This window comes from Krasilnikovia sp. MM14-A1259, assembly GCF_047159535.1.
GTDB lineage: Bacteria > Actinomycetota > Actinomycetes > Mycobacteriales > Micromonosporaceae > Actinoplanes.
This window is the reverse complement of the sequence record NZ_BAAGAJ010000002.1, coordinates 5,577,531-5,602,780: the sequence shown is the minus strand read 5'-3', so window position 1 is coordinate 5,602,780 and position 25,250 is coordinate 5,577,531. Positions and strand designations below refer to the sequence as shown.

General features: G+C 73.0%; 21 protein-coding genes and 2 pseudogenes. 3 read left to right on the top strand and 20 right to left on the bottom strand.

Annotated elements, in window-relative coordinates:
• Positions 1-21 precede the first annotated feature (21 nt).
• The 6 genes from ACMCNK_RS25325 to tmk form a co-directional block, all read right to left on the bottom strand.
• Positions 22-858, bottom strand: a complete 837-nt coding sequence (locus ACMCNK_RS25325; protein WP_412738861.1) for a stage 0 sporulation family protein — start codon at positions 856-858, stop codon at positions 22-24.
• Positions 859-913: 55 nt separating this feature from the next.
• A complete protein-coding gene (locus ACMCNK_RS25320) occupies positions 914-1,549 on the bottom strand; it encodes a hypothetical protein (RefSeq protein WP_412738860.1) in 636 nt (211 codons plus the stop codon).
• 2 nt (positions 1,550-1,551) lie between these two features.
• Entirely contained in the window at positions 1,552-1,872 is a 321-nt protein-coding gene (locus ACMCNK_RS25315) for a hypothetical protein (RefSeq protein ID WP_412738859.1), read from the bottom strand.
• A 1-nt stretch (position 1,873) separates the two neighbouring features.
• Positions 1,874-2,200: a YbaB/EbfC family nucleoid-associated protein gene (locus ACMCNK_RS25310; RefSeq protein WP_412738858.1), complete on the bottom strand. Its 327-nt coding sequence runs from the start codon at positions 2,198-2,200 to the stop codon at positions 1,874-1,876.
• Positions 2,201-2,309: 109 nt separating this feature from the next.
• On the bottom strand, positions 2,310-3,542 hold the full coding sequence (locus tag ACMCNK_RS25305) for a DNA polymerase III subunit delta' (RefSeq protein ID WP_412738857.1): 1,233 nt from the start codon (positions 3,540-3,542) through the stop codon (positions 2,310-2,312).
• 63 nt (positions 3,543-3,605) lie between these two features.
• Positions 3,606-5,663 (bottom strand): dTMP kinase, encoded by a 2,058-nt coding sequence (gene tmk / locus ACMCNK_RS25300; protein WP_412740985.1) that lies wholly within the window; start codon positions 5,661-5,663, stop codon positions 3,606-3,608.
• Between the two features lie 241 nt (positions 5,664-5,904).
• On the opposite strand from tmk, the gene ACMCNK_RS25295 reads away from it, so the two are divergent.
• Positions 5,905-7,110, top strand: coding sequence for an amino acid deaminase/aldolase (locus ACMCNK_RS25295; RefSeq protein WP_412738856.1), 1,206 nt, complete (start codon positions 5,905-5,907; stop codon positions 7,108-7,110).
• A gap of 10 nt (positions 7,111-7,120) precedes the next feature.
• Here the strand turns inward: ACMCNK_RS25295 and ACMCNK_RS25290 are convergent, their stop codons facing one another.
• Positions 7,121-7,750 carry a TetR/AcrR family transcriptional regulator gene (locus ACMCNK_RS25290; protein ID WP_412738855.1) on the bottom strand — a complete coding sequence of 210 codons (630 nt, stop codon included), beginning with the start codon at positions 7,748-7,750 and terminating at the stop codon, positions 7,121-7,123.
• A 149-nt stretch (positions 7,751-7,899) separates the two neighbouring features.
• Here ACMCNK_RS25290 and ACMCNK_RS25285 point away from each other — a divergent pair, with 149 nt between their 5' ends.
• The gene (locus ACMCNK_RS25285; protein WP_412740984.1) at positions 7,900-9,201 is read left to right on the top strand and encodes a D-arabinono-1,4-lactone oxidase; all 1,302 of its coding nucleotides are present in this window, start codon (positions 7,900-7,902) and stop codon (positions 9,199-9,201) included.
• Between the two features lie 72 nt (positions 9,202-9,273).
• Here the strand turns inward: ACMCNK_RS25285 and topA are convergent, their stop codons facing one another.
• The 6 genes and pseudogenes from topA to ACMCNK_RS25255 all read right to left on the bottom strand — a co-directional run bounded on the left by topA (position 9,274) and on the right by ACMCNK_RS25255 (position 17,567).
• A complete protein-coding gene (gene topA, locus ACMCNK_RS25280; RefSeq protein WP_412738854.1) occupies positions 9,274-12,138 on the bottom strand; it encodes a type I DNA topoisomerase in 2,865 nt (954 codons plus the stop codon).
• 814 nt (positions 12,139-12,952) lie between these two features.
• Positions 12,953-13,273, bottom strand: a pseudogene (locus ACMCNK_RS25275) (hypothetical protein); the annotation flags it as partial.
• Positions 13,274-13,275: 2 nt separating this feature from the next.
• Positions 13,276-13,806 (bottom strand): hypothetical protein, encoded by a 531-nt coding sequence (locus ACMCNK_RS25270; RefSeq protein WP_412738853.1) that lies wholly within the window; start codon positions 13,804-13,806, stop codon positions 13,276-13,278.
• 111 nt (positions 13,807-13,917) lie between these two features.
• Positions 13,918-16,287 (bottom strand): sodium-translocating pyrophosphatase, encoded by a 2,370-nt coding sequence (locus ACMCNK_RS25265; protein WP_412738852.1) that lies wholly within the window; start codon positions 16,285-16,287, stop codon positions 13,918-13,920.
• Positions 16,288-16,758: 471 nt separating this feature from the next.
• Positions 16,759-17,199, bottom strand: coding sequence for an ATP-binding protein (locus ACMCNK_RS25260; RefSeq protein ID WP_412738851.1), 441 nt, complete (start codon positions 17,197-17,199; stop codon positions 16,759-16,761).
• On the bottom strand, positions 17,196-17,567 hold the full coding sequence (locus ACMCNK_RS25255; RefSeq protein WP_412738850.1) for an STAS domain-containing protein: 372 nt from the start codon (positions 17,565-17,567) through the stop codon (positions 17,196-17,198). The genes ACMCNK_RS25260 and ACMCNK_RS25255 overlap by 4 nt, the downstream gene beginning before the upstream one ends.
• A gap of 240 nt (positions 17,568-17,807) precedes the next feature.
• Here ACMCNK_RS25255 and ACMCNK_RS25250 point away from each other — a divergent pair, with 240 nt between their 5' ends.
• The gene (locus ACMCNK_RS25250) at positions 17,808-20,183 is read left to right on the top strand and encodes a DEAD/DEAH box helicase (RefSeq protein ID WP_412740983.1); all 2,376 of its coding nucleotides are present in this window, start codon (positions 17,808-17,810) and stop codon (positions 20,181-20,183) included.
• A gap of 45 nt (positions 20,184-20,228) precedes the next feature.
• Here the strand turns inward: ACMCNK_RS25250 and ACMCNK_RS25245 are convergent.
• The 7 genes and pseudogenes from ACMCNK_RS25245 to ssd all read right to left on the bottom strand — a co-directional run.
• Positions 20,229-20,579 (bottom strand): annotated as a pseudogene (locus ACMCNK_RS25245) (Rv3654c family TadE-like protein); the annotation flags it as partial.
• On the bottom strand, positions 20,576-20,944 hold the full coding sequence (locus tag ACMCNK_RS25240; protein ID WP_412738849.1) for a TadE family type IV pilus minor pilin: 369 nt from the start codon (positions 20,942-20,944) through the stop codon (positions 20,576-20,578). The gene ACMCNK_RS25240 and the pseudogene ACMCNK_RS25245, both read right to left, overlap by 4 nt.
• Positions 20,941-21,108 (bottom strand): DUF4244 domain-containing protein, encoded by a 168-nt coding sequence (locus ACMCNK_RS25235; RefSeq protein ID WP_412738848.1) that lies wholly within the window; start codon positions 21,106-21,108, stop codon positions 20,941-20,943. Before ACMCNK_RS25235 ends, ACMCNK_RS25240 begins: the two co-directional genes overlap by 4 nt.
• A gap of 30 nt (positions 21,109-21,138) precedes the next feature.
• Complete coding sequence (locus ACMCNK_RS25230; RefSeq protein WP_412738847.1) at positions 21,139-21,777, bottom strand: type II secretion system F family protein; 639 nt, start codon at positions 21,775-21,777, stop codon at positions 21,139-21,141.
• Positions 21,778-21,833: 56 nt separating this feature from the next.
• Positions 21,834-22,568, bottom strand: coding sequence for a hypothetical protein (locus tag ACMCNK_RS25225; RefSeq protein ID WP_412738846.1), 735 nt, complete (start codon positions 22,566-22,568; stop codon positions 21,834-21,836).
• Between the two features lie 203 nt (positions 22,569-22,771).
• Positions 22,772-24,055 carry a TadA family conjugal transfer-associated ATPase gene (locus tag ACMCNK_RS25220; RefSeq protein ID WP_412738845.1) on the bottom strand — a complete coding sequence of 428 codons (1,284 nt, stop codon included), beginning with the start codon at positions 24,053-24,055 and terminating at the stop codon, positions 22,772-22,774.
• Positions 24,052-25,098 carry a septum site-determining protein Ssd gene (gene ssd / locus ACMCNK_RS25215; RefSeq protein WP_412740982.1) on the bottom strand — a complete coding sequence of 349 codons (1,047 nt, stop codon included), beginning with the start codon at positions 25,096-25,098 and terminating at the stop codon, positions 24,052-24,054. Before ssd ends, ACMCNK_RS25220 begins: the two co-directional genes overlap by 4 nt.
• Between the last annotated feature and the right edge of the window lie 152 nt (positions 25,099-25,250).

Here is a 25,250-nt window from a genome sequence, read left to right as displayed (position 1 = left end):
GAAACCGACCGCGGGGATCCGTCAGCCGTACTGCTCGTCGTGGGCCTGGCGGGGGCCGCAGACGGAGGCACGGCTGCAGGAGCAACGCGTGCCGTCTGTGTCGAGGCGCACCACGACGGCGTCCCTGGGCACGCTGTGACCGACGACCCGGCCGTCGCCCTCGGGGGTGCTGACCCGGGATCCGATGCTCGGCGCTGACGCCTGGAACTTCTGATACAGCGGGTGCTCGTACTTGAGGCAGCACATCAGCCGCCCGCACGCCCCGGAGATCCGCAGCGGGTTGAGCGGCAGATCCTGGTCCTTGGCCATCCGGATGGTCACCGGCTCGAAGTCGGTGAGGAACGTGGCACAGCACAGGTCCCGCCCGCACGAGCCGATGCCGCCCTGGACCCGGGCGGAGTCGCGGGCGGAGAGCTGGCGGAGCTCGACGCGGCAGTGCAGGGTGGCGCCGAGGTCCCGGACCAGGGCGCGGAAGTCGACCCGGTGCGGGGCGGTGAAGTAGATCGTGGTGCGGGGGCCGCCGGTGCCGTTCTGGTCCAGGACGTGGTCGACCGCGACGACCTTCATCGGCAGGGCGTGCGCCTTGATCAGCTTCTTGGCGGCGACCTTCGCCTCGGCCTTGCGTTTGCGCAGCAGCTCGTCGCGGCGCAGGTCACGGTCGTCGGCCAGCCCGGCGAGCCGGGGGAAGCCGCTCGTCTCCTCATCGACCCACTGGGCGGCCCAGACGCACTCGGCCACCTCGGGGCCGTCGTCGGTCGGCACGAGCACGCGGTCACCCACGACCGGCCGGAACTCGCCCGGGTCGAGGTAGTAGAGCCGGCCGTACCGGTTGAAGCTGACCGCGCACAGCATGCCCATGGCCACCACCCTACGACGGCCCGTTGAACGCACCAAATGCCCGGGTTTGGCGCCGTCACCACGCCCGCACACTCGGTAGAGGCGACTGAGCCTCGGCCAGGTCCGCCGACCCGTGCAGCAGATCATCCACCTCCTCGTAGCGCTGGCTGATCGTCCGCAGCACCCAATGCCCGATCTCGGCGGCGGCCAGCACCTCGGCGCACGCGGTCGGATCGACGGGACCATCCGTGGCCAGGGTCAGAGCCTCCCCGGAGCCGAGCGCCTCGGCCAGCGTCGCGGCGAGGTGGCCACGGGTCTGCTCCATCCACTCGAACAGGGCGTCCGCCAGGTCTGCGGTGGCCGCGAGGCGCGCGTCGATGCTGTCGGGGCCACCGCTGAGATGGATGGCCGCGCGACGGCGCGCGACGTCGTACGCGCCGGCGGCGTCACCCGACCAGGCGCCGGGCGGGGGCAGGGACTCAGCCACGTCCGCACATGCCAGCGCATCGGCGCGTAGTTCGGGGGCGGCGTCGGCCAGCTCGCCGGGCCGCAGCGCTGCCACGGCGCGCACCGCGTCGCCGGGCAAGAGACGCACCCGGCGCAGCTCCGGCCAGACCGGGTGACCGGGTGGCGCCCCGGCGCTCGAAAGCACCTCGTCGACACGGCGCAGCAGCGGGGCACTCGCGTCCAGAAGCTGGCCGAGCCGGTCCATCATCAGCCCCTTTCGGCGGACCACAGTGGGCCGCCGCGTTCCACCCGGCGGCGGACGGCGTCGTCGACCTCGGCGTAGCCCTGCTCGGTCGCGCGCAGGTGGTGCGCCATGTCGGTGAGCGCGGCGGCCGCCTCGGCGGCCTCGCGGGAACGGGCGGCGAGCACCGCGGACCAGTGGGCGTACAGCGCGCGGCCGAGGCGGCCCGGCAGTCCCGCCTCCTCCGCAGCAAACGCGCCCGTGGCGACGGCGAGGCCCGGAACATTGCGGTCCACTGTGGCCAGTCGATCGGCGGCATCGTCCAGGCGGTCGGCAATCGACTCCATGTCAGCACTCCCCCAGCGCCCGGAACCCGCCGAACACCTCGTCGTGCAGCTTGCCCCGCGCCCAGCGGGCGGCCTCGGCCGCGTTGGCGACCACGGCCTGCACCTGACGGGCGAGATCCGCGGCACTGCGGTGCTGGAGGCTGCCACTGAAGCGCACGTCGGTGATGTCGCCGGCCGCGGTGACCAGGACCTCGACGGTGTCGTCCGGCGAACGGACGGAGACGACGTGCGCCGCCACGGCCTTGTCGAACTCGGCGCGCAGGACGTCGATGCGGCGGTATCGATCGATTGCCTCGTCGATCCACGCCTCGTCGATCTCGCGCGCCATCCACCGCTCCTCACCGGGCGTGCCGCGGGCGTTGCTGCCGGCACCGAACCGTACCGAATGGAATGACCTCGCCGCGACCCTTGAACCGTCCCTTGTGGATATCGGTGGATCAGCCCTGCCAGAGGCGCACCATCATGGCCTCGACCGCGATCCTCGGCTTCACGTTCTGCTCGATGGCGTCGCGGCAGGCCAGGACCGCCTCCAGGCGGCGCAGCGTGCTTTCCGGCGACCATCGGCCGGCCGCCGCCGTGGACACCGCGGCGGTATCCGTGTGCACCGCGGCGACCGGCGCGCCCAGCCGGGTGATGAGCACGTCGCGGTAGAAACCGGCGAGGTCGACCAACGCCCGGTCCAGCGCGTCACGCTGCGCGCGGGTCGCCCGCGACTTCTGCCGGCGCTCCAGGTCCTTGAGCTGACCGGCCGCGCCGCGCATCGCCCCGGCCGCGCCCCGGCCCGTGCCCCCGGCCCCCAGGGCCTGCTCGAGGGCGGCCCGCTCCGTCGCGTCCGCCGAGGCGACGGTGGCGGCCGCCTCCGCCTCGGCCGCCTCGATCAGCGCGGACGCAGCATCGAAACACGCCCCCACGCCGGTGAGCCGGCGCGGCACCGCCAGCACCGCATCGCGCCGGTCGCGTGCCTCCGGGTCGTTCGCGAGGCGGCGGGCCCGGCCGACATGACCTTGCGCGGCCGCGGCGGCCCAGGCCGCCATGTCGGGGGCGATGCCGTCGCGGCGCGCGAGGACCGTGGCGACCGCAGCGGCGGCCGGCTGGCGCAGCGGCACGACCCGGCAACGCGACCGGATGGTCACGGAGATGTCGTCCGGATGGGTCGACGGCGTGCAGAGCAGGAACACGGTGCGCGGTGGCGGCTCCTCGATGGCCTTGAGCAGCGCGTTTCCCGCGGCCTCGGTGAGCCGGTCCGCGTCCTCGACCACGACGGCCTGCCAGCGGCCGCCGGACGGGGCGGTGCTGGCCCGCAGCACCAGGGCGCGCATCTCGCCCACCCCGATGGACAACCCTTCGGGTACGACGAAGCGCACGTCGGCGTGGGTGCCGCCGAGCACGGTGTGGCACCCGTGGCACGCGCCGCAGCCGACGCCGTCCCGCTCGCACTGCAGGGCCGCCGCGAACGCCCGGGCGGCGACGGACCGCCCCGAGCCGGGTGGCCCCGTGAAGATCCAGGCGTGGGTCATCGCACCGCTGCCGGTCGCGGACCCGGCCACGATCCGCGCCGCCGACGCGGCGGCGCGGCGCAGCGTGTCGGCCGCTTCGTCCTGACCCACGAGGTCGGCAAAGACGTCGGACGTGTCCGCCCGGTCGACGGGGTCGCTCACGGTGGCATGCACCCGTCGATGGTAGGGCGCGGCACCGACAGATTCACCGACGGCGCCGGTCGGAGGGCGGGCGGGTCACGGAAGGCCGGCGGGCGGCGCGTCCGGCGGGACTGCCGCCAGGTCCTCCGCGGGCCGATCGATGCTCGGCGGCTCGGCCGGAGGGACGGGCGCGGGGCCTTCCTCGACGATCATCGTCGCCACCCGGGTCTGTACCGCGTCCGCGATCTCGCCGGGCGCCCGGGCCGCGTCCAGCACCAGGTACCGCTTCGGGTCGGCGGCGGCCAGGTCGAGGAACGCGTACCGCACCCGGTCGTGGAAGGCGCGCGACTCGCTCTCCAGCCGGTCCACGCCGAGTCCGCGGGTGTCGACCCGGCCCAGGCCGATGCTCGGGTCGACGTCGAGCAGGACGACCAGGTCGGGCTTGAGGCCGCCGGTCGCCCAGGACGACAGCCACGAGATCTCCTGCACCGGCAGGGTACGGCCGGCCCCCTGGTACGCCAGGGAGGAGTCCACGTACCGGTCGCTGATCACGACCGCGCCACGGGCCAGTGCGGGCCGGACCACGGTGGCGACGTGGTGGGCGCGGTCCGCCGCGTAGAGCAGAGCCTCGGCGCGGGGGGAGGGGGCGTCCGCGGAGTTCAGGACGAGGCCGCGGATCCGGGCGCCGATGTCGGTGGCGCCCGGTTCGCGGGTCACCACCACCTCGCGGCCGGTCTCCCGCAACGTCTCGGCGAGCCGTTCGACCTGGGTGGACTTGCCGGCGCCCTCGCCGCCCTCGAAGACCACGAAGACCCCGTGCCGCGGGAACGTCTCGGCCGCCGGCAGCGGCCGCCCCCGCAGCGAACCCCACAGGTCGGCGAACACGGGCACGCCGCGCTTGTCGTCCATCTGCCGGAACGCGCTGATCCCGACCACGACCCCGACCAGCCCGGCCGCGATCAGCAGCACCCGGGTGAACGAGACGTCGACCGCGAAGCTGCCGATCGAGATCCGGCGGGAACTGCCGATCCCGACCAGGAAACCGGACAGGGTGATCGCCAGCAGCAGCACCATCCGGGTGCCGATCTGCACCACGGAGAAGACCCGGCCGCGGACCTCGTCGCCGACCTCGCCATACAGCAGGGTGGTGCCGGCCAGGAACGCCATGCCGGCGCCCGCGCCGACCAGCAGCGCCCCGAGCAGCGCCATGGACAGGTGGAACGCGAAGCCGAGGAACGTCACCGACGCGCTTGCCAGCACGATGTTCATGCCGAACCAGCGGCGCCGTGACAGGTCCCGCACGATCATTGGGCCCAGCCCGATGCCGACCGCGAGGCCGATGAAGATCGTGCCGAACAGCAGCGAGAACGCGGCCTCACCTGCGCCCAGCGACGTCGCGAACGTCCGCGCCGTGCCGATGACGATGCCGCCGGCCGCGAACGCCCCGAAGATGCCCAGCACCAGACCGCGGACCAGCGGGGTGCCGCCGATGTACTTCCAGCCCTCCGCGAACTGCCGGAGCATCGTCTGCTGGGCGTCCTGCTGGCGCTCCGGGCTCTTGCCGCCGATCTCCCGGATGCCGAAGAACACCACCAGCGCGGTGGCCAGACGCGAGAACGCGTTGAAGTACAGCGCGAGCACCACGGGCTGCGCCCAGTTCGGCAGCGTGACCCCGGAGTGCTGGGCGATCGCGGTCATGGCGGACAGGCCGAGGGCGGCCAGGACCGGAGTGATTCCGTACGTCGTGACAAGGGTGAGCTGGTTCGACACCTCGATCCGCGACTTCGGGATGAGGTTGGGAACCGCGGCCTCCTTGGCCGGGATCCAGATCAGGGTGATCGTCTCGCCGATGAACGTGGCGATGGCGGCCCAGGTGACCGTGACCGCGCCGGACGCCCCGAGCACCGGGACGAGCGGGATCGACAGGTACACCACGAAACGGATGAGGTCCGTGATGACCATGGTGTAGCGGCGGTCGAACCGGTCCGCCATGACCCCGGCGATCGGCCCGAGCAGCAGCGCGGGCAGAAGCCGCACCGCGATCGTGCCCCCGAACGCCGCGCCCTGCGCCGCGCTGCCGCTGACCTGCGACGACGCGAACAAGGCGGTGGCCAGCAGGCCGAGCCAGTCGCCGAACGAGGCCGCCCCGAGCACCAGCCACAGCCGGCGGAACGGTCGGATGCGCAGCACGGAACGCAGCGCGGCGAAACCGGAGAGGTCGACCGGTCCGGTGTCCGCGTGCTCCGAGCTCGCTTCGGTGTCGATGGCCCTACCTCCCGTGACTGCTGCTCGGAGCACTGTAACCGGAGCACGCGGCGGGCTGGGGGCACGCACGTTCAGGTGGCGCAGAAATGAAGTCTTTTCACTTCAGCCTCGCAGGCATTAGCGTGCTGACGTGATCGGTGAACGCACCGCCCTCAGAGAGCGGCTGGAGCGCGCCACGGCCCACCTCGAAACCCCCTTGGCCGTGGTGGACCTGGCCGCATTCGACGCCAACGCCGCGGCGCTGACCGATCGAGCCAGGGGCAAACCCCTCCGGGTGGCCAGCAAATCCGTGCGCTGCCGGGCACTGCTCGACCGGGTGCTCGCCCGGCCCGGCTGGCGCGGAATCATGGCGTACACGCTGCCGGAGGCGATCTGGCTGGTCCGGGCCGGAGTCAGCGACGACGTGCTCGTCGCGTACCCGTCGGTGGACCGGGCCGCTCTGGGCGAGCTGACCACGGACCCCAAGCTGGCCGCGGCCATCTCCCTGATGGTCGACAGCCCCGCCCACCTCGACCTGGTCGACCAGGTCACCAGCCCCGGGCAGCGGCCCACCGTCCGGCTCTGCCTCGACCTGGACGCGTCCTGGCGTCCCGCCGGGCCGCTGCACGTCGGGGTACGCCGCTCGCCGGTGCACTCCGCGGCGCAGGCGGGCGTGCTGGCGCGCCGGCTCGTCGCCCGGCCCGGCTTCGCCCTGGTCGGGCTGATGTCCTACGAGGCACACATCGCGGGGCTCGGCGACGCCCCGCCCGGGCAGACGCTGCGCGGCGGGGCGATCCGGCTCATGCAGCGCCGCTCGTACCCGGAACTGCTGCGGCGCCGCGCGGCCGCGGTCGCCGCGGTCCGCGAGCACGCCGACCTGGAATTCGTCAACGGCGGCGGCACCGGGAGCGTCGCCGCCACCGCCGCCGACCCCTCGGTCACCGAGATCACCGCCGGATCCGGCCTGTACGGGCCGACACTGTTCGACGCGTACACGGCGTGGCGTCCGCAGCCCGCGGCCCTGTTCGCGTTGTCCGTGGTGCGGCGGCCCGCGCCGCGCATCGCCACCGTGCTCGGCGGCGGCTGGATCGCCTCGGGGCCGCCCGGGACTGCCCGCCAGCCGACGCCGTGGCTGCCGGAGGGTCTGCGGTTCCGCGGCGACGAGGGCGCCGGCGAGGTGCAGACGCCGCTGGTCGGCGCCGCCGCGGACCGGCTACGCCCCGGCGACCGGGTGTGGTTCCGGCATGCCAAGGCCGGCGAGCTGTGCGAGCACGTCAACGAGCTGCAACTCGTCGACGGCGACACCGCCACGCCGGCCCCGACATACCGCGGAGAAGGCCATGCCTTCCTGGGTTAGCTCACGGAGTTCACGCGTCGACGTGGCGGTGCAGGTACTCGCGGATCAGCGCCTTGGCCTCCGTGAGCACGGCCTCGTCGCCGGTCGGGTCGCGCCGGAACGCGAGATTGATCAGCGCGTCCGCCGCCTCCACCGCGATCTGCAACGCGAACCGCAGCCGCACCCGGTCCATCAGCTGGAACTGGTCGACCAGCAGTTCGGCCAGCCGCTCCGCGATGACCGCGTTGTTGTCCCGCTCGGCGTCGAGCAGGTGCACATCCACCACGTCGCCGAAGTGCAGCGTCCGGAAACCCGGCACGCTGCGGTGCATCGCGATGTACGCGTCGATGCCCGCGTCGACCCCGTCCCACCAGTGCGCGAACGTCTCGTTGCCGAACCGGGTCGACAGGTCCTGCAGGTAGGCGTCCATGTTGCGCATCGCGAGCGCCTGCACGATGGCTCGCTTGTCGGGGAAGAACTGGTAGACCGAGCCGATGGCGACCTCGGCTCGCTCGGCGAGCAGTGTGGTGGTCAGGCCCTCGTACCCGACCTCGTCCACCAGCTCGGCGCAGGCGTCCAGCATGCGCTGGACCCGGGCAACGCTTCTGCCCTGCACCGGAACCCGGCGCAGCGGCCCGATGGTGACGGTTGGTGTCGACACGCGTCGCCACTCCCTCTCAGCAGTATTAATCGGAACGTTACTCGGATCAACGAGCGAGGAGCATCGACGGGACGCCAGGTCTCGCAGGCGTTCCCGGTTTTGTGCGACTGTCCGCTCGTCGGGAGGGAGATGCCGGAATGACCAGTGACATCGCGCCCCCTGTCGGATCCGTCCGATGGCGTAACTGGGGCGGGAATCAGCAGGCAGTCGCCGTCGACGTCCGTGTTCCTGGCAGCGTCGATGAAGTAGCCGCGCTCGTCAAGGAGGCGGTCGCCACAGGCCGTCGGGTCAAGGCGGTCGGCAGCGGGCACTCGTTCACCGACATCGCGGTCGCCGACGACCAGCGGCTGCACCTGCACCGCCTCGCCGCCCCGCTCTCCGTGGACGGGCATCTCGTCACGGTCCAAGCCGGAATGCCCCTGTACGCCCTGAACACGCTGCTCGCCGACCGCGGCCTGGCCGTGCCGAACCTGGGCGACATCGACGCCCAGACCGTCGCCGGCGCCATCTCCACCGGCACCCACGGCACCGGACTCGGCCACTCCACCCTCGCATCCGTGGTCGAATCGGTCACACTCGTCACCGGCTCCGGCACGGTCGAGCGCATCGACGCGTCATCGCCACTCTTCCCCGCCGCGCGGCTGGGCCTCGGCGCGCTCGGCGTCATGGTCGAGGTGACATTGCGCTGTGTCGACGCGTTCACGCTGTGCGCCGACGAACGGCCCATGGCGCTGCGGGACGTCCTCGCCGGGCTCGACGAGCACCTCGCCACGAACGAGCACGTCGAGTTCTACTGGTACCCGTACACGGACCGGGCGCAGCTCAAACGCAACAACCCGGTCGCCGGTTCGGACCGTCCGCTGTCGAGGTTCCGCGGCTGGCTGGACGACGAGTTCCTGTCCAACACCGTGTTCGGCGCGGTGTGCCGGCTCGGCCGCGCGGTCCCGGCCACCGTCGCGCCGATCAGCGCGGTCGCTGCACGAGCACTCACGGCCCGCACCTACACGGCCCGATCCGACCAGGTCTTCTGTACGCCGCGGCGCGTGCATTTCACCGAGATGGAGTACGAGATCCCGCGTGCCGCCCTGCCCGAGGTGCTGGGTGCCCTGCCCGGGATCATCGAGCGGCTGCCGTTCAAGGTGCAGTTCCCCGTCGAGGTGCGGTTCACCGGGGCGGACGACGTGTGGCTGTCCCACGGGTACGGCCGGGAGTCGGCGTACGTGGCGGTCCACCAGTTCACCGGGAGCCCGTACGAGCCGTACTTCCGGGCGGTCGAGGCGGTGTGCGCGCCGCTGGGCGGGCGGCCGCACTGGGGCAAACTGCACTACCGGGACGCGGAGTCGCTGCGGCCCGCGTACCCGCATTTCGGCGACTTCCTCGCTGCGCGCGACCAGCTCGACCCGAGCCGGGTCTTCACCAACCCCTATCTGGATCGCGTCCTCGGCCCCTGACGGGGGTTGTCCACAGGCTGTCCACCGGCCCACAACCACAGCCCCCATTCTCGGCTGTGGTTGCGGGGCGGGTCAGTCGAGTGCCGCTGCCTTGGTGGAGCGGGACGGACTTGTTGCCGGGGATGCGTTGGTGGGCTTCTTCGCGGCGGTTGCCTTGGCGGGCGCGGCCTTCTTGGCGGGAGCCTTCTTCGCCGCCGCCTTCTTGGGAGCCGCCTTCTTCGCGGCGGTCTTCTTGGCCGCTGCCTTCTTGGCCGGGGTCGCCTCGCCGTCCGCGGCCTTCTTGGCCGGGGCCTTCTTCGCGGCGGCCTTCTTACGGGGGGCGGGGCCCTTCGCGCGCTTCTCCGCCAGCATCTCGGAGGCCTGCTCGACCGTCAGCTCCTCGGGCGTCTGGCCACGGCGCAGGGACGCGTTGTACTCCCCGTCGGTCACGTACGGACCGAACCGGCCCTCCTTGATGACCATCGGCTTCTCGGTGGCCGGGTCCGGGCCCAGCTCACGCAGCGGCGGCTTGGCCACGCCGCGCTGGCGGGTCTTCGGGGCGGCCAGCAATGCCAGCGCCTCGTCCAGCGTGACCGTGAACAGCTTCGCTTCGCTCTCCAGGGACCGGAAGTCGTCACCACGCTTGATGTACGGGCCGTACCGGCCGTTCGCGGCGACGATCTCCGCGCCGACCTCGTCGACACCGACCGTGCGGGGCAGCTCCAGCAGGCGCAACGCGTCAGTGAGCGTCAGCGTCTCGGGCGACTGCGTCCGCAGCAGGGACGACTTGCGCTCCCCGGCCTGCACGTACGGGCCGAAGCGGCCGGACTTGAGCTGCACCGACTCGCCCGTGGCCGGGTCCTCGCCGAGGCTGCGCTCGCCGCCGCCACCCAGGTACAGCTCGTTGACCTTCTCCGGGGTCAGTTCGTCCGGCGCGACGCCCTCCGGGATGGACACCCGGTCCTCCGGGGACTCCTCGGTGGCGCCGGGAGCCTGACGCTGCAGGTACGGGCCGTACCGACCGACGCGCACGACCACGTCGCGGCCGGACTCGTCGGTGAACAGCGGGATGGAGTTGACCGAGCGGGCGTCGATCTCGCTCAGGTTCTCCGTCACCATCTTCTTCAGGCCGCCGGCCTTGGCGATCGAGTCGTCGCCGGAGTTGTCGCTGCCGAAGTAGAAGGAGGTGAGGAAGTCCAGCGCCGCGAAGTCCCCGCCCGCGATCTCGTCGAGCTGGTTCTCCATGGCGGCGGTGAAGTTGTAGTCGACCAGCCGCGGGTAGTGCCCTTCGAGCAGGCCGATCACGGCGAACGCGAGGAACTCCGGGATCAGCGCCTGGCCGCGCTTGGTGACGTACCCCCGGTCCTGGATCGTCCGCATGATCGACTCGTACGTCGACGGGCGGCCGATGCCCAGCTCCTCCAGCGCCTTGACCAGCGACGCCTCGGTGTACCGGGCGGGCGGGGAGGTGTGGTGGCCGACCGCGTTCAGTTCCTCGGCGGTCAGCGGCTGGTCCTTGACCAGGTTCGGCAGGCGGCGCTCGGCGTCCTCGGCCTCGGCGTTCTCGTCGTCGGAGGACTCCACGTACGCCCGCAGGAAACCCGGGTCGGTGATCGTCTTGCCGGTGGCGGCGAAGTCGACCTCCTCACCCGCGGTGGAGATCGCGCGGATCCGCACGGAGACGGAGTTGCCGACCGCGTCGGTCATCTGCGACGCGATCGTGCGGCGCCAGATCAGCTCGTACAGCTTGAACTCGTCCGCGGACAGCTCGTTGGCCACCTCGCCCGGCGTGCGGAAGTTGTCGCCCGCGGGACGGATCGCCTCGTGCGCCTCCTGCGCGTTCTTCACCTTGCCGGTGTAGCGACGCGGCTGCGGCGGGACGTTGGCCTCGCCGTACAGCTCGGCGATCTGGCGGCGGGCGGCGGTCAGCGCGGTCTCGGAGAGGTTCACCGAGTCCGTACGCATATAGGTGATGTAGCCGTTCTCGTACAGTCGCTGCGCGGTGCGCATGGTCACCGAGGCGGAGAAGCGCAGCTTGCGGGCCGCCTCCTGCTGCAGCGTCGACGTGATGAACGGCGCGTACGGCCGGCGCCGGTACGGCTTCTCCTCGACCCGGGTGACCGTGAACGGGCGGTCCTCCAGCCGGGCGGCGAGGCCGCGGGCACCGTCGCCGTCGAGGTGCACCACCCCGGCGCCGGGCTTGACCTGCCCGGTCGTGGGTTCGAAGTCCTTGCCCGTGGCGATCCGGTCGCCGTCCAGGGCGATCAGGGTGGCGGAGAACGCGCGCGGCCCGTCGGCCTGCCCCTGCACGGCCAGCAGCGCGTTGATGTCCCAGTACTCCGCGGAGCGGAACGCCATCCGCTGGCGCTCCCGCTCGACCACGATGCGCGTCGCCACGGACTGCACACGACCTGCGGACAGCCGGGGCATCACCTTCTTCCACAGCACCGGGCTGACCTCGTACCCGTAGAGCCGGTCGAGGATGCGCCGCGCCTCCTGCGCGTCGACCAGGTCGCGGTCGATGTCGCGCGGGTTGGCGACCGCGGCCTGGATCGCGGGCTTGGTGATCTCGTGGAAGACCATCCGGCGGACCGGGACCTTGGGCTTGATCGTCTCGACCAGGTGCCAGGCGATCGCCTCGCCCTCGCGGTCCTCATCCGTGGCGAGGAAGATCTCGTCTACTTCCTTGGCGAGTTTCTGCAGCTTGGCGATCTGCTGCTTGCGGTCCGCGGAGACGACGTAGAGCGCATGGAAGCCGTTGTCGACGTCGACGCCGAGGCGCGCCCACGACTCGCCCTTGTACTTGGCCGGGACATCGGCCGCGTTGCGGGGCAGGTCACGGACGTGACCGAAGGAGGCCTCGACGAAATAGTCGGGCCCCAGGTAACCGGCGATCGTCTTGGCCTTCGACGGGGACTCGACGATGACCAGACGGGTCGTCCTGGTGTCACTCGGCACGGCACTCCCACACTTCTTACTCGTTCGACGGGTCGTCATTTCGGGTGGCGATCCGCGGACGTTCAACGTAACGCGCCGGACGAGCGGGCATTCCCCGGGCAGCCCGGAGCCGGATGGTAACGGTCCGGCCACCGCACGCGTCCGACGGCGACACCGTACACCGCGAACGGGGCGTCTTGTCGCACACAATCCGAGAAGATCACGAAGTCGCCCCGCCCGGCCACAGAGCGACCGGCGCCGCCGCGGGCCGGTCTCCGACCAGCTCAGCGAGCCGCGACAGCCGCTTCCGGCCGGTGATCACGATACTGAGTCCATCATCCGACAGCACCGGAGCGAGCCCGGCCCTGGACAGCGCGGCCTCGACCGTATCTCGGATCGGGCCGGCTCCACCCAGTCCGAGGACGAAGCCGTCGCGGCCGGGCGCACCGGCGGCGGCCACCCACAGCCGCAGCCGGGCACCGCCGAGGAACAGGCCACCGGAGGGCGGCGGCCAGGCGCGGGCAAGATCGTTCAATCTGCTCGAGTACGCCGTCCGCACCTCGAAACCCACCACACCGCCCGGTCTGGCGGGGGCGTCCGTCCCCGTCCCCGGAGCCTCGCCCGCGCCCGTCCCCGCAGCCTCATCCGCACCCGGCCCCAGAACCTCATTCGCAGCCCGCCCGCGAGCGGCGCGGGACTCTGCAGGGTCATCTCCACCCGCGGCGTCGTCCGCGCCGGGCCCTCGTGCACCGGCCGCATCCGGGCCGGAGTCGCCGTCCGCGGCCGGTCCGGGATCGGCGTGCGGCCCGTCGGGGCGTCCCTCGATGAGCGGGACGGGTGACCAGGACACCACCAGGCCGCGCGCGACCAGCTCGGCGGCCAGGACGTGGACCCGCCAGGCGGCGTCGACCTGGACCGACACCCGCGCCGTGCCGCCCATCCGGTCGAGCCGGCCGGGGCCGGCCAGCAGCCCGGCCAGGTCTGCGGGCGACGGGTCGGCCGCCTCCACCCCAAAGACCGACAGCTGGCGCCCGGCGTCGCGGGAGGCGTCGTCGGCGCGGCGCACCCGGACCGTGGAGGCCGGCCCGCGAGCGGCAGCCGGAACCGGCGCGGGCAGGACCTCGCGCGGGATCAGCGGCCACCCCGGCTCCGTCATGGTCAGCGGCACTCCGGCACGTCGTCGAACGCCTCGCTCAGCTCCTTGGAGTCGAGTCTGCTGGTGTCCAGCTCGCTGCGGCGATATTCCGTGTTGAGCGTGTCGACCACCGCGCCGACCTGCGTGTAGAACGTCTTCGCGGGGCTCGTGGCCAGGCCCTCGATGCCAGAACGGGCCCGGCCGTACGCGTCGCGCATCGCGCTCAGCGAAGCGGTGAAGCTGTCCGCGACCTGTCTGCCGTGGTCGACGTCGGGGATGCCCGCCCGGGCCACCCCGGCGCGCGCCTGCTCGCTGGCCGCCTCGGCACCGGCGAACAGGCGCACCAGGTTCTCCTTCGCCTGCGCCGGGGTGGTCGCGGCGGTCATCTGCTGCTGCGTGCGGGTGGCCAGCGTGCCGATCTCCGTACGCCAGGGGGCGAGCACGGTGCACACCGACTCGGCCCAGTCGCGCGGGCCGGGGGCACTGGAGCAGGCGGCGAGGAGGATGGCGAGGGCAAGCAGCAGGGGCAGGGATCCCCGTCGAGCCGGACGCATGGGATGCAGCGTACGGGCAACGGCCGACAGCAGCGACGCTCGATCGCCTGCACGGGTGGGACACGGTACGGGGGCACCCGTCGGATGCCCCCGTACCTGTGGTTTTCCGGATCAGGCGTTGACCTTCGCCGGGGTGTCGGCCTCGGCGCCGTCGCCGGCCGCCGGGCTGTCCCCCATCGAGATCGGCTTGCGCTTGCTGAAGACCACCGCGGATACGATGACCAGCGCCGCGGCGACCGCGAGGATGATCCGGACCGGGGTGTTCTTGTCCGTGCCGACGCTGAGCGTCACCACGGCGGGCGCGATCAGCAGCGACACCAGGTTCATCACCTTGAGCAGCGGGTTGATGGCCGGGCCTGCGGTGTCCTTGAACGGGTCACCGACCGTGTCGCCGATCACCGTGGCGGCGTGGGAGTCGGAGCCCTTGCCGCCGTACGCGCCGTCCTCGACCAGCTTCTTCGCGTTGTCCCACGAACCGCCGGAGTTGGCCAGGAACACCGCCATGAGGGTGCCCGCGCCGATCGCCCCGGCCAGGTACGACGCGAGCGCGCCCGCGCCGAGCCCGAATCCGACCGCGATCGGCGCCATGATGGCCAGCAGGCCGGGGGTCATCAGTTCGCGCTGCGCGTCCCGGGTGCAGATGTCGACCACGCGGCCGTACTCGGGGCGCTGGGTGCGGTCCATGATGCCGGGGAACTCGCGGAACTGACGGCGCACCTCCATCACGACCGCGCCCGCGGACCGGGACACCGCGTTGATGGCCAGACCGGAGAAGAGGAACACCACCGCGGCGCCCACCAGCAGGCCGACCAGGTTGCGCGGGTTGCTGATGTTCAGCAGGCCGAGGATCTCAGCGCCCACTCGGTCCGCCTTGATCCCGGCGTCGGCCAGCGACGACGCGAGGGTGTTCGTGTACGAGCCGAACAGCGCGGTCGCCGCGAGCACGGCCGTGGCGATGGCGATGCCCTTGGTGATCGCCTTGGTGGTGTTGCCGACCGCGTCGAGCTCCGTGAGGATGCGCGCGCCCTGCTCGTCGACGTCGCCGGACATCTCCGCGATGCCCTGCGCGTTGTCGGAGATCGGGCCGAACGTGTCCATCGCGACGATGACGCCGACCGTGGTGAGCAGGCCCGTGCCCGCGAGCGCCACCGCGAACAGCGACAGGGTGATCGACGAGCCGCCGAGCAGGTACGCGCCGAACACCCCGGCACCGATCAGCAGCGCCGAGTACACGGCCGATTCCAGGCCGACGCTGATGCCGGCCAGCACGACCGTGGCCGCGCCGGTCTGCGAGGACTTGCCGATGTCCTGCACGGGACGGCGGTTCGTCTCGGTGAAGTAGCCGGTCAGGGCCTGGATCGCGGCGGCCAGCACGATGCCGATGACCACGGCGCCGATCGCCACGTACCGCGGGTTGCGGCCGCTCTCGGCGACACCCGCCGCGATCCCGCCGAAGTCGCCGAAGCTCGCCGGCAGGTACGCGAAGCTGACCACCGCGACCAGGATCGCGGACAGCAGCGCGGAGATGTAGAACGCCCGGTTGATGGCGGTCAGACCGTTGCGGTCCGAGGCGCGCAGGCGGGTGATGAAGACACCGACGATCGCGATGACCACACCGATCGTGGAGACGATCAGCGGGAAGATCAGACCGTCCTGACCGAACGCGGCCTGGCCGAGGATCAGTGCCGCGACCAGGGTGACCGCGTACGATTCGAACAGGTCGGCTGCCATGCCGGCGCAGTCACCGACATTGTCGCCCACGTTGTCCGCGATGGTGGCCGCGTTGCGCGGATCGTCCTCGGGGATGCCCTGCTCCACCTTGCCGACCAGGTCGGCGCCGACGTCGGCGGCCTTGGTGAAGATGCCGCCGCCGACCCGCATGAACATGGCGAGCAGGGCGGCGCCGAAACCGAAGCCCTCCAGGACGGTCGGCGCGTCCTCGCGGTAGATCAGCACGACCAGTGCCGCGCCGAACAGGCCCAGGCCGACCGTGAGGAAGCCGACCACGCCGCCCGTGCGGAACGCGATGCCCATGGCCTTCTCCCGGCCACCGGACTCACCGGCCGCCGCGGCCACCCGCAGGTTCGCGCGGGTCGCCAGCGCCATGCCGGCGCCGCCGATGAACGAGCTGAAGATCGCGCCGACGATGAAGAACAGCGACCGGCCGATCCTTACCGCGACCTCGCTTCCGGTGTTGTGCACCGGCAGCAGGAACAACAGCACGACCGCGAGAACGACGAAGATCGCGAGCGTCTTGAACTGGCGGAACAGGTACGCCGAAGCGCCTTCCTGCACCGCGCCCGCGATCTCCTGCATGTTGGTGGTACCGCGGCCGGCGGCGAGCACCGACCTGACGAACGCCGCGGCGAAACCCAACGCCACCAACGCGAAGGCCACCGCGACGATGACGTAGGTGAGGTTGTCACCGCTGAGGGATACCGCGCCGCTCTCCGCGGCGAGGGATGGGGAGGTTCCGGACATCAATGTCCTCCTGTTACACCGAGCGCGCCCGGCGGCGGACGAAACCGCCAGGCGCATCCCCGCGCGGGGGAGACGACAACTGGGCCCCGCGGACGCGGGACCAGGAGCAGGTGCTGATAACTCGCGTACTTTATAGGCCAGTGGTGGTGGCGGTCACACCCAGACCCGGCCGTGTCGTGGTGATGTTTACCGCTGTGTTAGCGAAGCCGGACATGGGTAGGCTGTCGGGTCCGCACTTTTCAGCGGTTTCTTGTGCGTGTCCTTTTTAGGCGATATGTACGGCCAATCGGCGGACGACTCGCCGCACCAGGCAAGATCCGCCCGCTCGTGGTATTCCGTGTTGAGCCCGGCAAACACCGGCAATCGCGCAGCGGTGGCGAGTTTCGCGGCGCCCGGGGATTACGTGCCGCTCGCGGGTTACGTGCCCCTCGGGGGTTTTCGCGGCGCTCGCGGGTTTCGCGGCGCTCGCGGTCAGCGGCGCTGGAGTGGCCAGACCATGCGGACCTCCGTGCCCGCGCCCTCCTCGACAGGACGCACCTGGAGATCGTCGACGAAGCCGGCGAGCAGCGCGAAACCCACGCCGGTCGTCAGTGCCTCGTCGGTCAGCGACTCGTCGGCGAGCTCGTCGGGCGGCAGCTTGGCCAGGCCCACGCTGGCCTCGATCGGGGCGCGGTCGATCACGCTCACGGCATACGAGTCCGAATCGGACATCTCCACCATCACGAGGTCGGGCAGGCCGTACTGGCGGTGCAGGGCGACCGCCCGGGTACACGCCTCACCGATCGCGAGCCGGACCTCGTCCAGCAGCTCCTCGGCCACCCCCGCCCGCCGAGCCACCGCCACACCGACCAGCCGGGCCGTCCGGACGTGCACCGGCGCGGGTGAGAAGGACAGCCGTACTGTCGCCATCACGCCGTCGGACCGCTGCCGCGAGGCTCGCCCGGCGCCGTCGAGGTGGCCGCCTCGACCGACGGAAAGATCGGGAACACCTGGTCGAGCGCGGTGATCCGGAAGATCTTCAGCAACGGCTCCTTGGCGCAGACCAGGCCGAACGTGCCACTGGCCGCGCGCAGCCGCTTGAGCGCGCCCACCAGGACGCCGAGACCGGTGGAGTCGAGAAAGTCGACCCGGCCCAGATCCACGACGACGTTGCGGGCCCCGCCATCGACCAGCTCGACCAGCCGTTCCCGCAACCGGGGAGCCGTGTAGACGTCGACCTCTCCGCCCACCTCGAGCACCGTGTGCTCGGCGATGGTCCGGGTCGCCAGCGACAGCTCCATCGGTCCTCCTCCCGCCGGGGCCTGCCCCACCCAGCCGATCTCCCCCAGCGAATCTAACCACCGCCGACCATAGGGCCACGCATGGCACCCACCGGCGTACCCGTTTGAGGTTCGGGGCACACCGGTGACAGAGTGCATTACGTGACCACCGCCCGCGCCGTCCCCACCGGGCCGGCAGCGCCCGTCGCCAGATCCGGGTCACCGGCGGCAGCGCCTGTCGCCGTACCCGGGTCACCGGCGCTGCGGCCTGCAGAGCTGCTGCATCGGCTCCGGCAGCGCACCTCCGGGGCGCATCCCGACGGCGGCGCCACATCACCGGTCACCCACGTCGAGCGGGTTCCCGCCCGGGCGGGCCGTCCCGCGCCATGGCCGTCCTGGACCCCGGCCACGCTGCGCGACGCCTTGGCCGAACGCGGAATCACCGCGCCGTGGGAGCACCAGGCGGCGGCCGCCGAGCTGGCCCACGCGGGTACGCACGTCGTCCTGGCCACCGGCACGGCGTCCGGCAAGAGCCTGGCGTACCAGCTGCCCGCACTGACCGCGCTGCTCGACGATCAGCGCGCGACCGTGCTGTACCTGTCGCCCACCAAGGCCCTGGCGGCGGATCAGCTGCGCGCGATCACCCGGCTCGGCCTCGACGGGGTCCGCCCCGCCACCTACGACGGCGACACCCCGCGTGAGGAGCGGGAGTGGATCCGTCAGCACTCGCGGTTCGTGCTGACGAACCCGGACATGCTGCACCACGCATTGCTTCCGGGCCACGCGCGGTGGGGGGTCTTCCTCCGCAGGCTCACGTACGTGGTGATCGACGAGTGCCACACCTACCGGGGGGTGTTCGGCTCGCACGTGGCGCACGTACTGCGCCGGCTGCGGCGGGCCGCGGCCCAGTACGGCAGCCGGCCGACCTTCGTGCTCGCCTCCGCCACGTCCGGGGATCCGGCGGACACCGCGTCGCGGCTCACCGGGCTGCCCGTGGAGGCCGTCACCGAGGACGCCTCCCCGCGCGGGGCGGTGACGTTCGCGTTGTGGGAACCGCCGCTGCTGCCGCCGGACCCGGGCGCGGTGAGCGTGCCCTGGGGCGGCGAGGACGTCGACGTGGAGTTGCCGCCGGTCCGGCGTTCGGCCCTGCGGGAGGCCGCCGACCTGCTCACTGACGCGGTGGTGGCGGGCACCCGCACACTGGCGTTCGTCCGGTCCCGGCGCGGCGCAGAGGTGGTCGCGGCCATGGCGCGGCGGGCACTCGACGAGGCCGAGCCCGGACTGGGCGCCCGGGTGGCCGCCTACCGTGGGGGCTATCTGCGCGAGGACCGGCGTGCCATCGAACGCGCGCTGCTCTCCGGCGAGCTGCTGGCGCTCGCCTCCACGAACGCGCTGGAGCTCGGCGTCGACCTGGTGGGCCTCGACGCCGTGCTGATCTGCGGTTACCCGGGCACCCGGGCGTCGCTGTGGCAGCAGGCGGGCCGGGCGGGCCGTAGCGGAGGGGAGGCGCTGGCCGTCCTGGTGGCCCGCGACGATCCGCTGGACACGTACCTCGTGCATCATCCGGAGGCGCTTTTCGGACGCCCGGTCGAGGCAACCGTCCTGGACCCCACGAACCCGTACGTGCTGGGACCGCAACTGTGCTGCGCCGCGTCCGAGGCCGCACTGACCCCGGATGACCTGGAGCTGTTCGGCGGTCGCCCGGCGCAGGAAGCGGTCGCGGCGCTGACCGATGCGGGAACCCTCCGGCGCCGCCCGTCCGGCTGGTACTGGACCCATCGCGGACGCCCGGACGTGGATCTGCGCGGCACCGGAGGCGCCCCGATCGCGGTGGTCGAGTCGGCGACTGGACGCCTGCTCGGCATGGTCGACCCGGCATCGGCGCATCTGCAGCTGCACACCGGCGCGGTCCACCTGCACCAGGGCGTGTCGTACGTGGTGGACGAGCTGGACCTGGACGACGCGGTGGCGTTGGTCCACGCTGCCGAACCGGACTTCTCCACCCATGCCCGCGACGTCACGACGCTGTCGGTGGCGGAGGTCCGCGCGTACGTGGACGCAGGCCCGGTCGGGTTGTTCCTCGGCGACGTGGACGTGACCAGCCAGGTCGTGTCGTACCAGCGGCGCCGCATCGGCACCGGTGAAGTCATCGACACCAGACCGCTGGATCTGCCCGTCCGCGAGCTGCGCACCGTGGCCGTGTGGTTCACCATCTCCCCGCAGGAACTCGCCGCGGCGGGGGTGGCGACGGCCGACGTGCCGGGTGCACTGCACGCCGCCGAACACGCCGCGATCGGCCTGCTGCCGCTGATGGCGACGTGCGACCGCTGGGACATCGGTGGCCTGTCGACCGCGAACCACGCCGACACCGAGGCACCCACCGTCTTCGTCTACGACGGACATCCCGGCGGGGCGGGCTTCGCGGAGCGGGCGTACGGAACGGCCGCCGCATGGCTGCGCGCCACGCGCGCGGCGATCGCGTCGTGCGGGTGCGAGAGCGGGTGCCCGTCCTGCGTGCAGTCGCCGAAGTGCGGCAACGGCAACAATCCGCTCGCCAAGGACGCTGCGGTGGCCCTCCTGGACGCGGTCCTGGGCGCCCTGCCGGATCCGGCCGACCCCGGCATCCTGCCGAACTGACACTCCCGCGGGTTTGAGCGCCGCCTGATCTACCGGCCCGGCGCGGGCCGCCGCCGAGGCGTGCCGCGTCAGCCCGGGCAGCGGTGTCACGGTCACCTCGGCCCGCACGACGATCTCCAGGCCCTCGACCAGGCACGAGCGGAGCCTGGCCCCATTGGCGGTCACGAAGCGCGCCGCTTCGGCGCAGGCCGCCGCCGTGCCCTCGGCCGCCCGCGCCGCCCCGGCGAGCGCGCCCAGATCGGCAGCCGTGCGCGCCTCGTGCCGACCGACCCGAGCCGCCCCGACCGCGGCACCGGCAAGCCCAGCCGCGACCAGGGTGAGCCCGATCGCCAGGATCAGCAGCGACGCCGCTCCGCCGTCCCGCGGTGGGCGACGGCTCGAAACTGTTGGTGTCACGGGATTTCCCCGGTGTCGTCGGGCTCGCGTGCGGCGACCGCGGACGCGCGCACCATGAGGACCGGCAGGTTGTTCCCGAGAACGCGAACGTGAGCGGCCACCATGACGGCGACCGTGTCACCGTCGACGCGTACGTCCACGGTGGACCCCGTGGGCGCGACCCGGGCGGCCGCCACCGCCCCGGACTCACCACGGGCCGCGGCGATGGCACCCTCGCGGGCCGCGTCCACGCATTGGGACTGCATCGTCACCGCCCCGACGGCGGTGAGCCCGGCGAACAGGAGCAGCATGAGCGCCGGCAGCCCGGCCGCGAGCTCGGCGGTGAAGGAGCCCCGGTCACGGCCGGGCCACCGGCGCGTCGTCACTTCAGGGCCCGGTCGATGACCGCGGTCAGCGCCGCCTGGACGTTGCCGCTCGTCAGCACCTTGAGCAGGATGCCGGCGAACGCGACCGCGGCCAACGTGCCGACCGCGTACTCGGCGGTGTTCATCCCGTCGTCACCCCGGAACCGGGCGATCAGTCTGCGCATTCTTGTCCCCTCCACTCCTTTGCTTGTTTGTCAGAGCACGTCGCCGAGGACGGCGACCACCACCGGCACCAGACCGGCGAGCACGAAGGCCGGCAAGAAACACAGCCCCAATGGCAGGACGATGAGCACGCCCGCCCGCCGGGCCGACGCCTCCGCGGCGGTGGCACGGTCGGCGCGCAGATCGTCGGCGAGCCGCACGAGCGCACCGGCGAGTGCACCGCCGCTGGAGCTGGTGCGGATCGCGGCACTGATCAGGCGCTGGGCACCGGCCACGTCGGACAGATGGGCCCACGCCTCGGGCGGGTCGGCGCCGAGTCGCAAGGATCGGGCCGTGCATGCCAGCCGCTCTCCCAATGGGCCACCGAGGGCGGCCGCCACGGCCTCGGCCGCCCTGTCTGCCGGAGCGCCGGCCCGCAGCGCCGCCGCGAGCAGGTCCGCGCACAGCGGCAGGTCGGACACGGCTCGCGACCGTGCGGCACGCACCGCCGCGGGCTGGCGGCGGCGGAGGAACTGGTCCACCACTACCCCGAGGACCACGCCGAGGGGCAGGCCCCACCGTGACCCGACGAGACCGGCAGCGCCGAGGCCGGAAGCCACCGCGAGCAGCAGCCGCGGGTCTCGCGGGCGCCGCCTCGTCGCGCGGCCCGACTCATCAGACGTCAGACCCATCGCGCCGCCCGGCTCATCATGCGTCCGGCCCATCCCGCGACTCGGCTCATCACGCGTCATGCCCATTGCCCCGCAGAGTCATCGCGATGGCCTGTTGCCAAGCGGTCGGCCCAGAGCAGGCCGGCGCACTGCAGCGCGGCTGCCGCCAGCGCGCACGCCCCACCGAGCGGGGTGTGCAGCAGCACCTGTACGGGATCGGCGCCGATCGCATAGCCGAGGGCGATGCCGCCCAGCGGCAGCACCGCCAGCAGTACGGCCGTGGCCTGGGCGCCAGCGGCTTGCGCGGCTGCGGAGGCGCGGGCCCGGTCCCCGGCTCGGGCGTCGGCCTCGATGCGTTCGACCAGATCGGCGGCGGGCGCTCCGGTGCGCTCGGCCAGACGCCACACCGCGCCGGTCAGCTCCGCCAGGCGCCGCTGCCCGGGATCACCACCGGGCCAACAGCCCGCACGGGCCGCGTCTCTGCCTGTTGCCCAATCCCGACCGGCGACCCGCACCAGCCGCCGGACTTGATCGGAGGGGGCCGTCGCGGCCAGGGCATCGTCGGCAGCGAATGGGCCGGCGAACGGTACGCCTCCCGCGGCCACAGCGGGTGGCAGTCCGGCTCGGAGGTCGGCCGCAAGCGCACACAGGTCGTCCAACGCGCGGGCACGTCCGGCCGCGGACCGCCGCCTGGCCGTGCTGCGGGTCAGCGCCCGGCATGCCAGCCCCGCGTACACGGCCGCCGCGCATCCGGCGACCACGCCCGCGAGGGTCCAGCCCACGACCGCGGCGATCCCCGCGGCGACCGTCACGGCGTGCCGGGGACGATCCGCGAGCTTCGCCAGCCGCGGCCGAAGGGCACGCCCAAGATCCGCAACGGCGGATCCGAGCGGGACCGGAGGGGACGCCGAACCCCCCGCTACTCGCAGGCGGGTTCTGGCCGGGCGCACCGTGGGCCACGCCGCGGCCAGCGCACCGGCGACGAGACAGGCGGTCAGGAGGGACCCTGCGACCCTCATGCCAGGCCCCGCCCAGCCATCGGCGGGGCGGTCTGCGGGCGCCGCGGGCGTGCCTGCACTGCGTTGGCCAGCACCGCCGGTACGCCGCAACCACGCTCGGCGAGCAGCCGGACCAGTACGGCCGCGCCCGGTCCGGCGCCGTGGCCCCGCCGCCACGCCGGAACCACGGTCGCCAGACGGTCCTCGCCCGCGGGCAGCAGCACGCTGACGGACTCCAGTACGCGCCCGGCGGGCGTACGCCGGACGTGCAGGACAGCCTGGATTGCGGCCAGCACCTGGGCGTGCAGCGCGGCCCGGGGCAGGCCACCCAGCATGCCGAGGGCCTCCAGGCGCGCGGGCACGTCGGCAGGGGTGTTGGCGTGCAGCGTGCCCGCCCCGCCGTCGTGGCCGGTGTTCAGTGCAGCGAGCAGGTCCACGACTTCGGCGCCGCGGCACTCGCCGACGACGAGCCGGTCGGGGCGCATGCGCAGCGCCTGGCGCACCAGCTCGGTCAGGTCCACGGCGCCGACACCCTCGACGTTGGACGTGCGGGCCTGCAGCCCGACGACGTGCGGGTGCACCGGGCGCAGCTCGGCGGCGTCCTCGACCAACACGATCCGCTCGGTCGGCGGGACCAGGCCCAGCAAGGTGCCGAGCATTGTCGTCTTGCCGCTACCGGTGCCGCCGACCACCAGGTACGCCAGCCGGGCCGCCACCAGCGCCGCGAGCACCGGGGCAACCGCGGCCGGCACCGTGCCCTGCTCGACCAGTTCGGCGAGGCCGTACGGGCGGTGCCGGAACGTGCGCAGCGAAAGGTACGGCCCGCCCGTCGCGACCGGCGGGAGCACGGCGTGCAGCCGGGTCCCGTCGGGCAGCCGGGCGTCGGCGTACGGCCGGCCGTCGTCGAGCCGTCGGCCGCACGCGGCAGCGAGCCGCTGGGCGAGACGGCGCACGTCGTCCTCGTCGCCGACGTCGACCGCCACCCGTTGCAGGCCGCGGCCGCGGTCGACCCACACCTGGCGGGCGTTCACGAGCACGTCGGTGACCTGGCTGTCGCCGAGCAGCGGAGCGAGCGGGCCGGCACCGACGAGGTGGTCGTGCACCTGGTCGGCGAGGCGGAGCACGGTGGTGTCGCCGAGCACCGCGGCGGCCGGTTCGCCCCGGATCGCGGTGACGACCGCAGCGGGGGTGGCTTCGACACCGGCGGTGGCGAAGTGGCGGCGGACCCGTTCGGTGATGGCGGTGGGTGGGTGCGGGCCGCCGGTGCCGGTCACCGGCCCAGTCGCGTGGCGCGCCGTCATGCGGCTGCCCCGGTGTGGGCCCCGGCCATGAGCTCGTCGAGCAGGCGGCGGCACAGGTCGGCGAGGGGGCCGCGGCCGTCGGCGGCGGGGGCCTCGCCGCGTTCGAGGGCCTGGCAGAGGTGTGGCTCGGGGCGCAGCGCACCGGCCAGGGGCAGGCCCAGCGCGCCGGCGATCTCACGGGCCTTGAGCCGCCCGGGTGCGGGGCCGCGGACCACCACGGCGAGCTGATCGCAGTGCACGGCGACGTCGGCGGCGACGCGGGCCGCGGCGGCGGTGGCCCGCAACTCGGCGGGGACCACGATGAGCGCCCGGTCGGCGGCCTGCAACGCGAGGGTGGCCGCGTCGTCCAGGCGGCGCGGGAGGTCGGTGATGATCGTGTCGCGGCCGCGGCGGGCGGCGTCGAGGGTGGCGGCCATGGCCTCGCCGGGCACGGCGGGTGGCTCGTCGCGGGCGAACGAGAGCAGCACGAGGTCGCCGCGGTGGGGCAGGGCGCGCAGCAGCGCGGGCGGGTCGACCCGGCCGTCGGCGCCGGCAAGGGCGGGCCAGCGCAGGCCGTCGACCTGCTCCCAGCCCAGGACCAGATCGAGTCCGCCGCCGAGCGGATCGGCGTCGACCAGCAGCGTCCGCAGACCGCGGCCGACCGCGGTGACCGCGAGGCCACCGGCGAGGATGCTGGCGCCTGCGCCGCCGCGACCGCCGATGACGGCCAGGACGCGGCCGGCGTCGGGGTGGTGGCGTTCGGCGAAGCGGTCGACGAGCCACGGCTCGGCCGCGGGCAGCGCCGCCACGTGCTCGGCGCCGAGCATCTCGGCGACCTCCCAGGCGGTTTCGGCGACCTGGGTACGGCCGACGATGACCACTCGTGGGCGGCGGGGCAGCCGGGCTCGCAGGCATGGTGTGGCCTGGTCGGCGCCGATGAACACGAGCGGCGCGGCGCAGTAGCGGGGCCGGGCGGCGGCCGGGTCGGGTGCCACGTCGACCTCGGTGCCGCCGGCCGCGGCCAGGCGGAGCAGATCGTCGAGCAGGTCCGGATCGCCCGTGATCACGAGCGGCAGGCGGGGTCCGGAGCGGACGGAGGTTGGGGCGCGCATCACGGCCTCCAGCGGCGGCGGGTTGGTTGCCACACGGTCCCGGGGCCGGGCGGTGCCGTTCAAGGCGTGGACCGCGGTCCTGTGGACAACCGGCGGCGCTGTGG

Bases quoted from the DNA above. Each gene is read 5' to 3' on its own strand.
- ACMCNK_RS25325 (WP_412738861.1), bottom strand. From the start codon at position 858: ATGGGCATGCTGTGCGCGGTCAGCTTCAACCGGTACGGCCGGCTCTAC.
- ACMCNK_RS25320 (WP_412738860.1), bottom strand. From the start codon at position 1,549: ATGGACCGGCTCGGCCAGCTTCTGGACGCGAGTGCCCCGCTGCTGCGC.
- ACMCNK_RS25315 (WP_412738859.1), bottom strand. From the start codon at position 1,872: ATGGAGTCGATTGCCGACCGCCTGGACGATGCCGCCGATCGACTGGCC.
- ACMCNK_RS25310 (WP_412738858.1), bottom strand. From the start codon at position 2,200: ATGGCGCGCGAGATCGACGAGGCGTGGATCGACGAGGCAATCGATCGA.
- ACMCNK_RS25270 (WP_412738853.1), bottom strand. From the start codon at position 13,806: ATGCGTCCGGCTCGACGGGGATCCCTGCCCCTGCTGCTTGCCCTCGCC.
- ACMCNK_RS25265 (WP_412738852.1), bottom strand. From the start codon at position 16,287: ATGTCCGGAACCTCCCCATCCCTCGCCGCGGAGAGCGGCGCGGTATCC.
- ACMCNK_RS25255 (WP_412738850.1), bottom strand. From the start codon at position 17,567: ATGGAGCTGTCGCTGGCGACCCGGACCATCGCCGAGCACACGGTGCTC.
- ACMCNK_RS25235 (WP_412738848.1), bottom strand. From the start codon at position 21,108: ATGCGCAGACTGATCGCCCGGTTCCGGGGTGACGACGGGATGAACACC.
- ACMCNK_RS25230 (WP_412738847.1), bottom strand. From the start codon at position 21,777: ATGGGTCTGACGTCTGATGAGTCGGGCCGCGCGACGAGGCGGCGCCCG.
- ACMCNK_RS25220 (WP_412738845.1), bottom strand. From the start codon at position 24,055: ATGACGGCGCGCCACGCGACTGGGCCGGTGACCGGCACCGGCGGCCCG.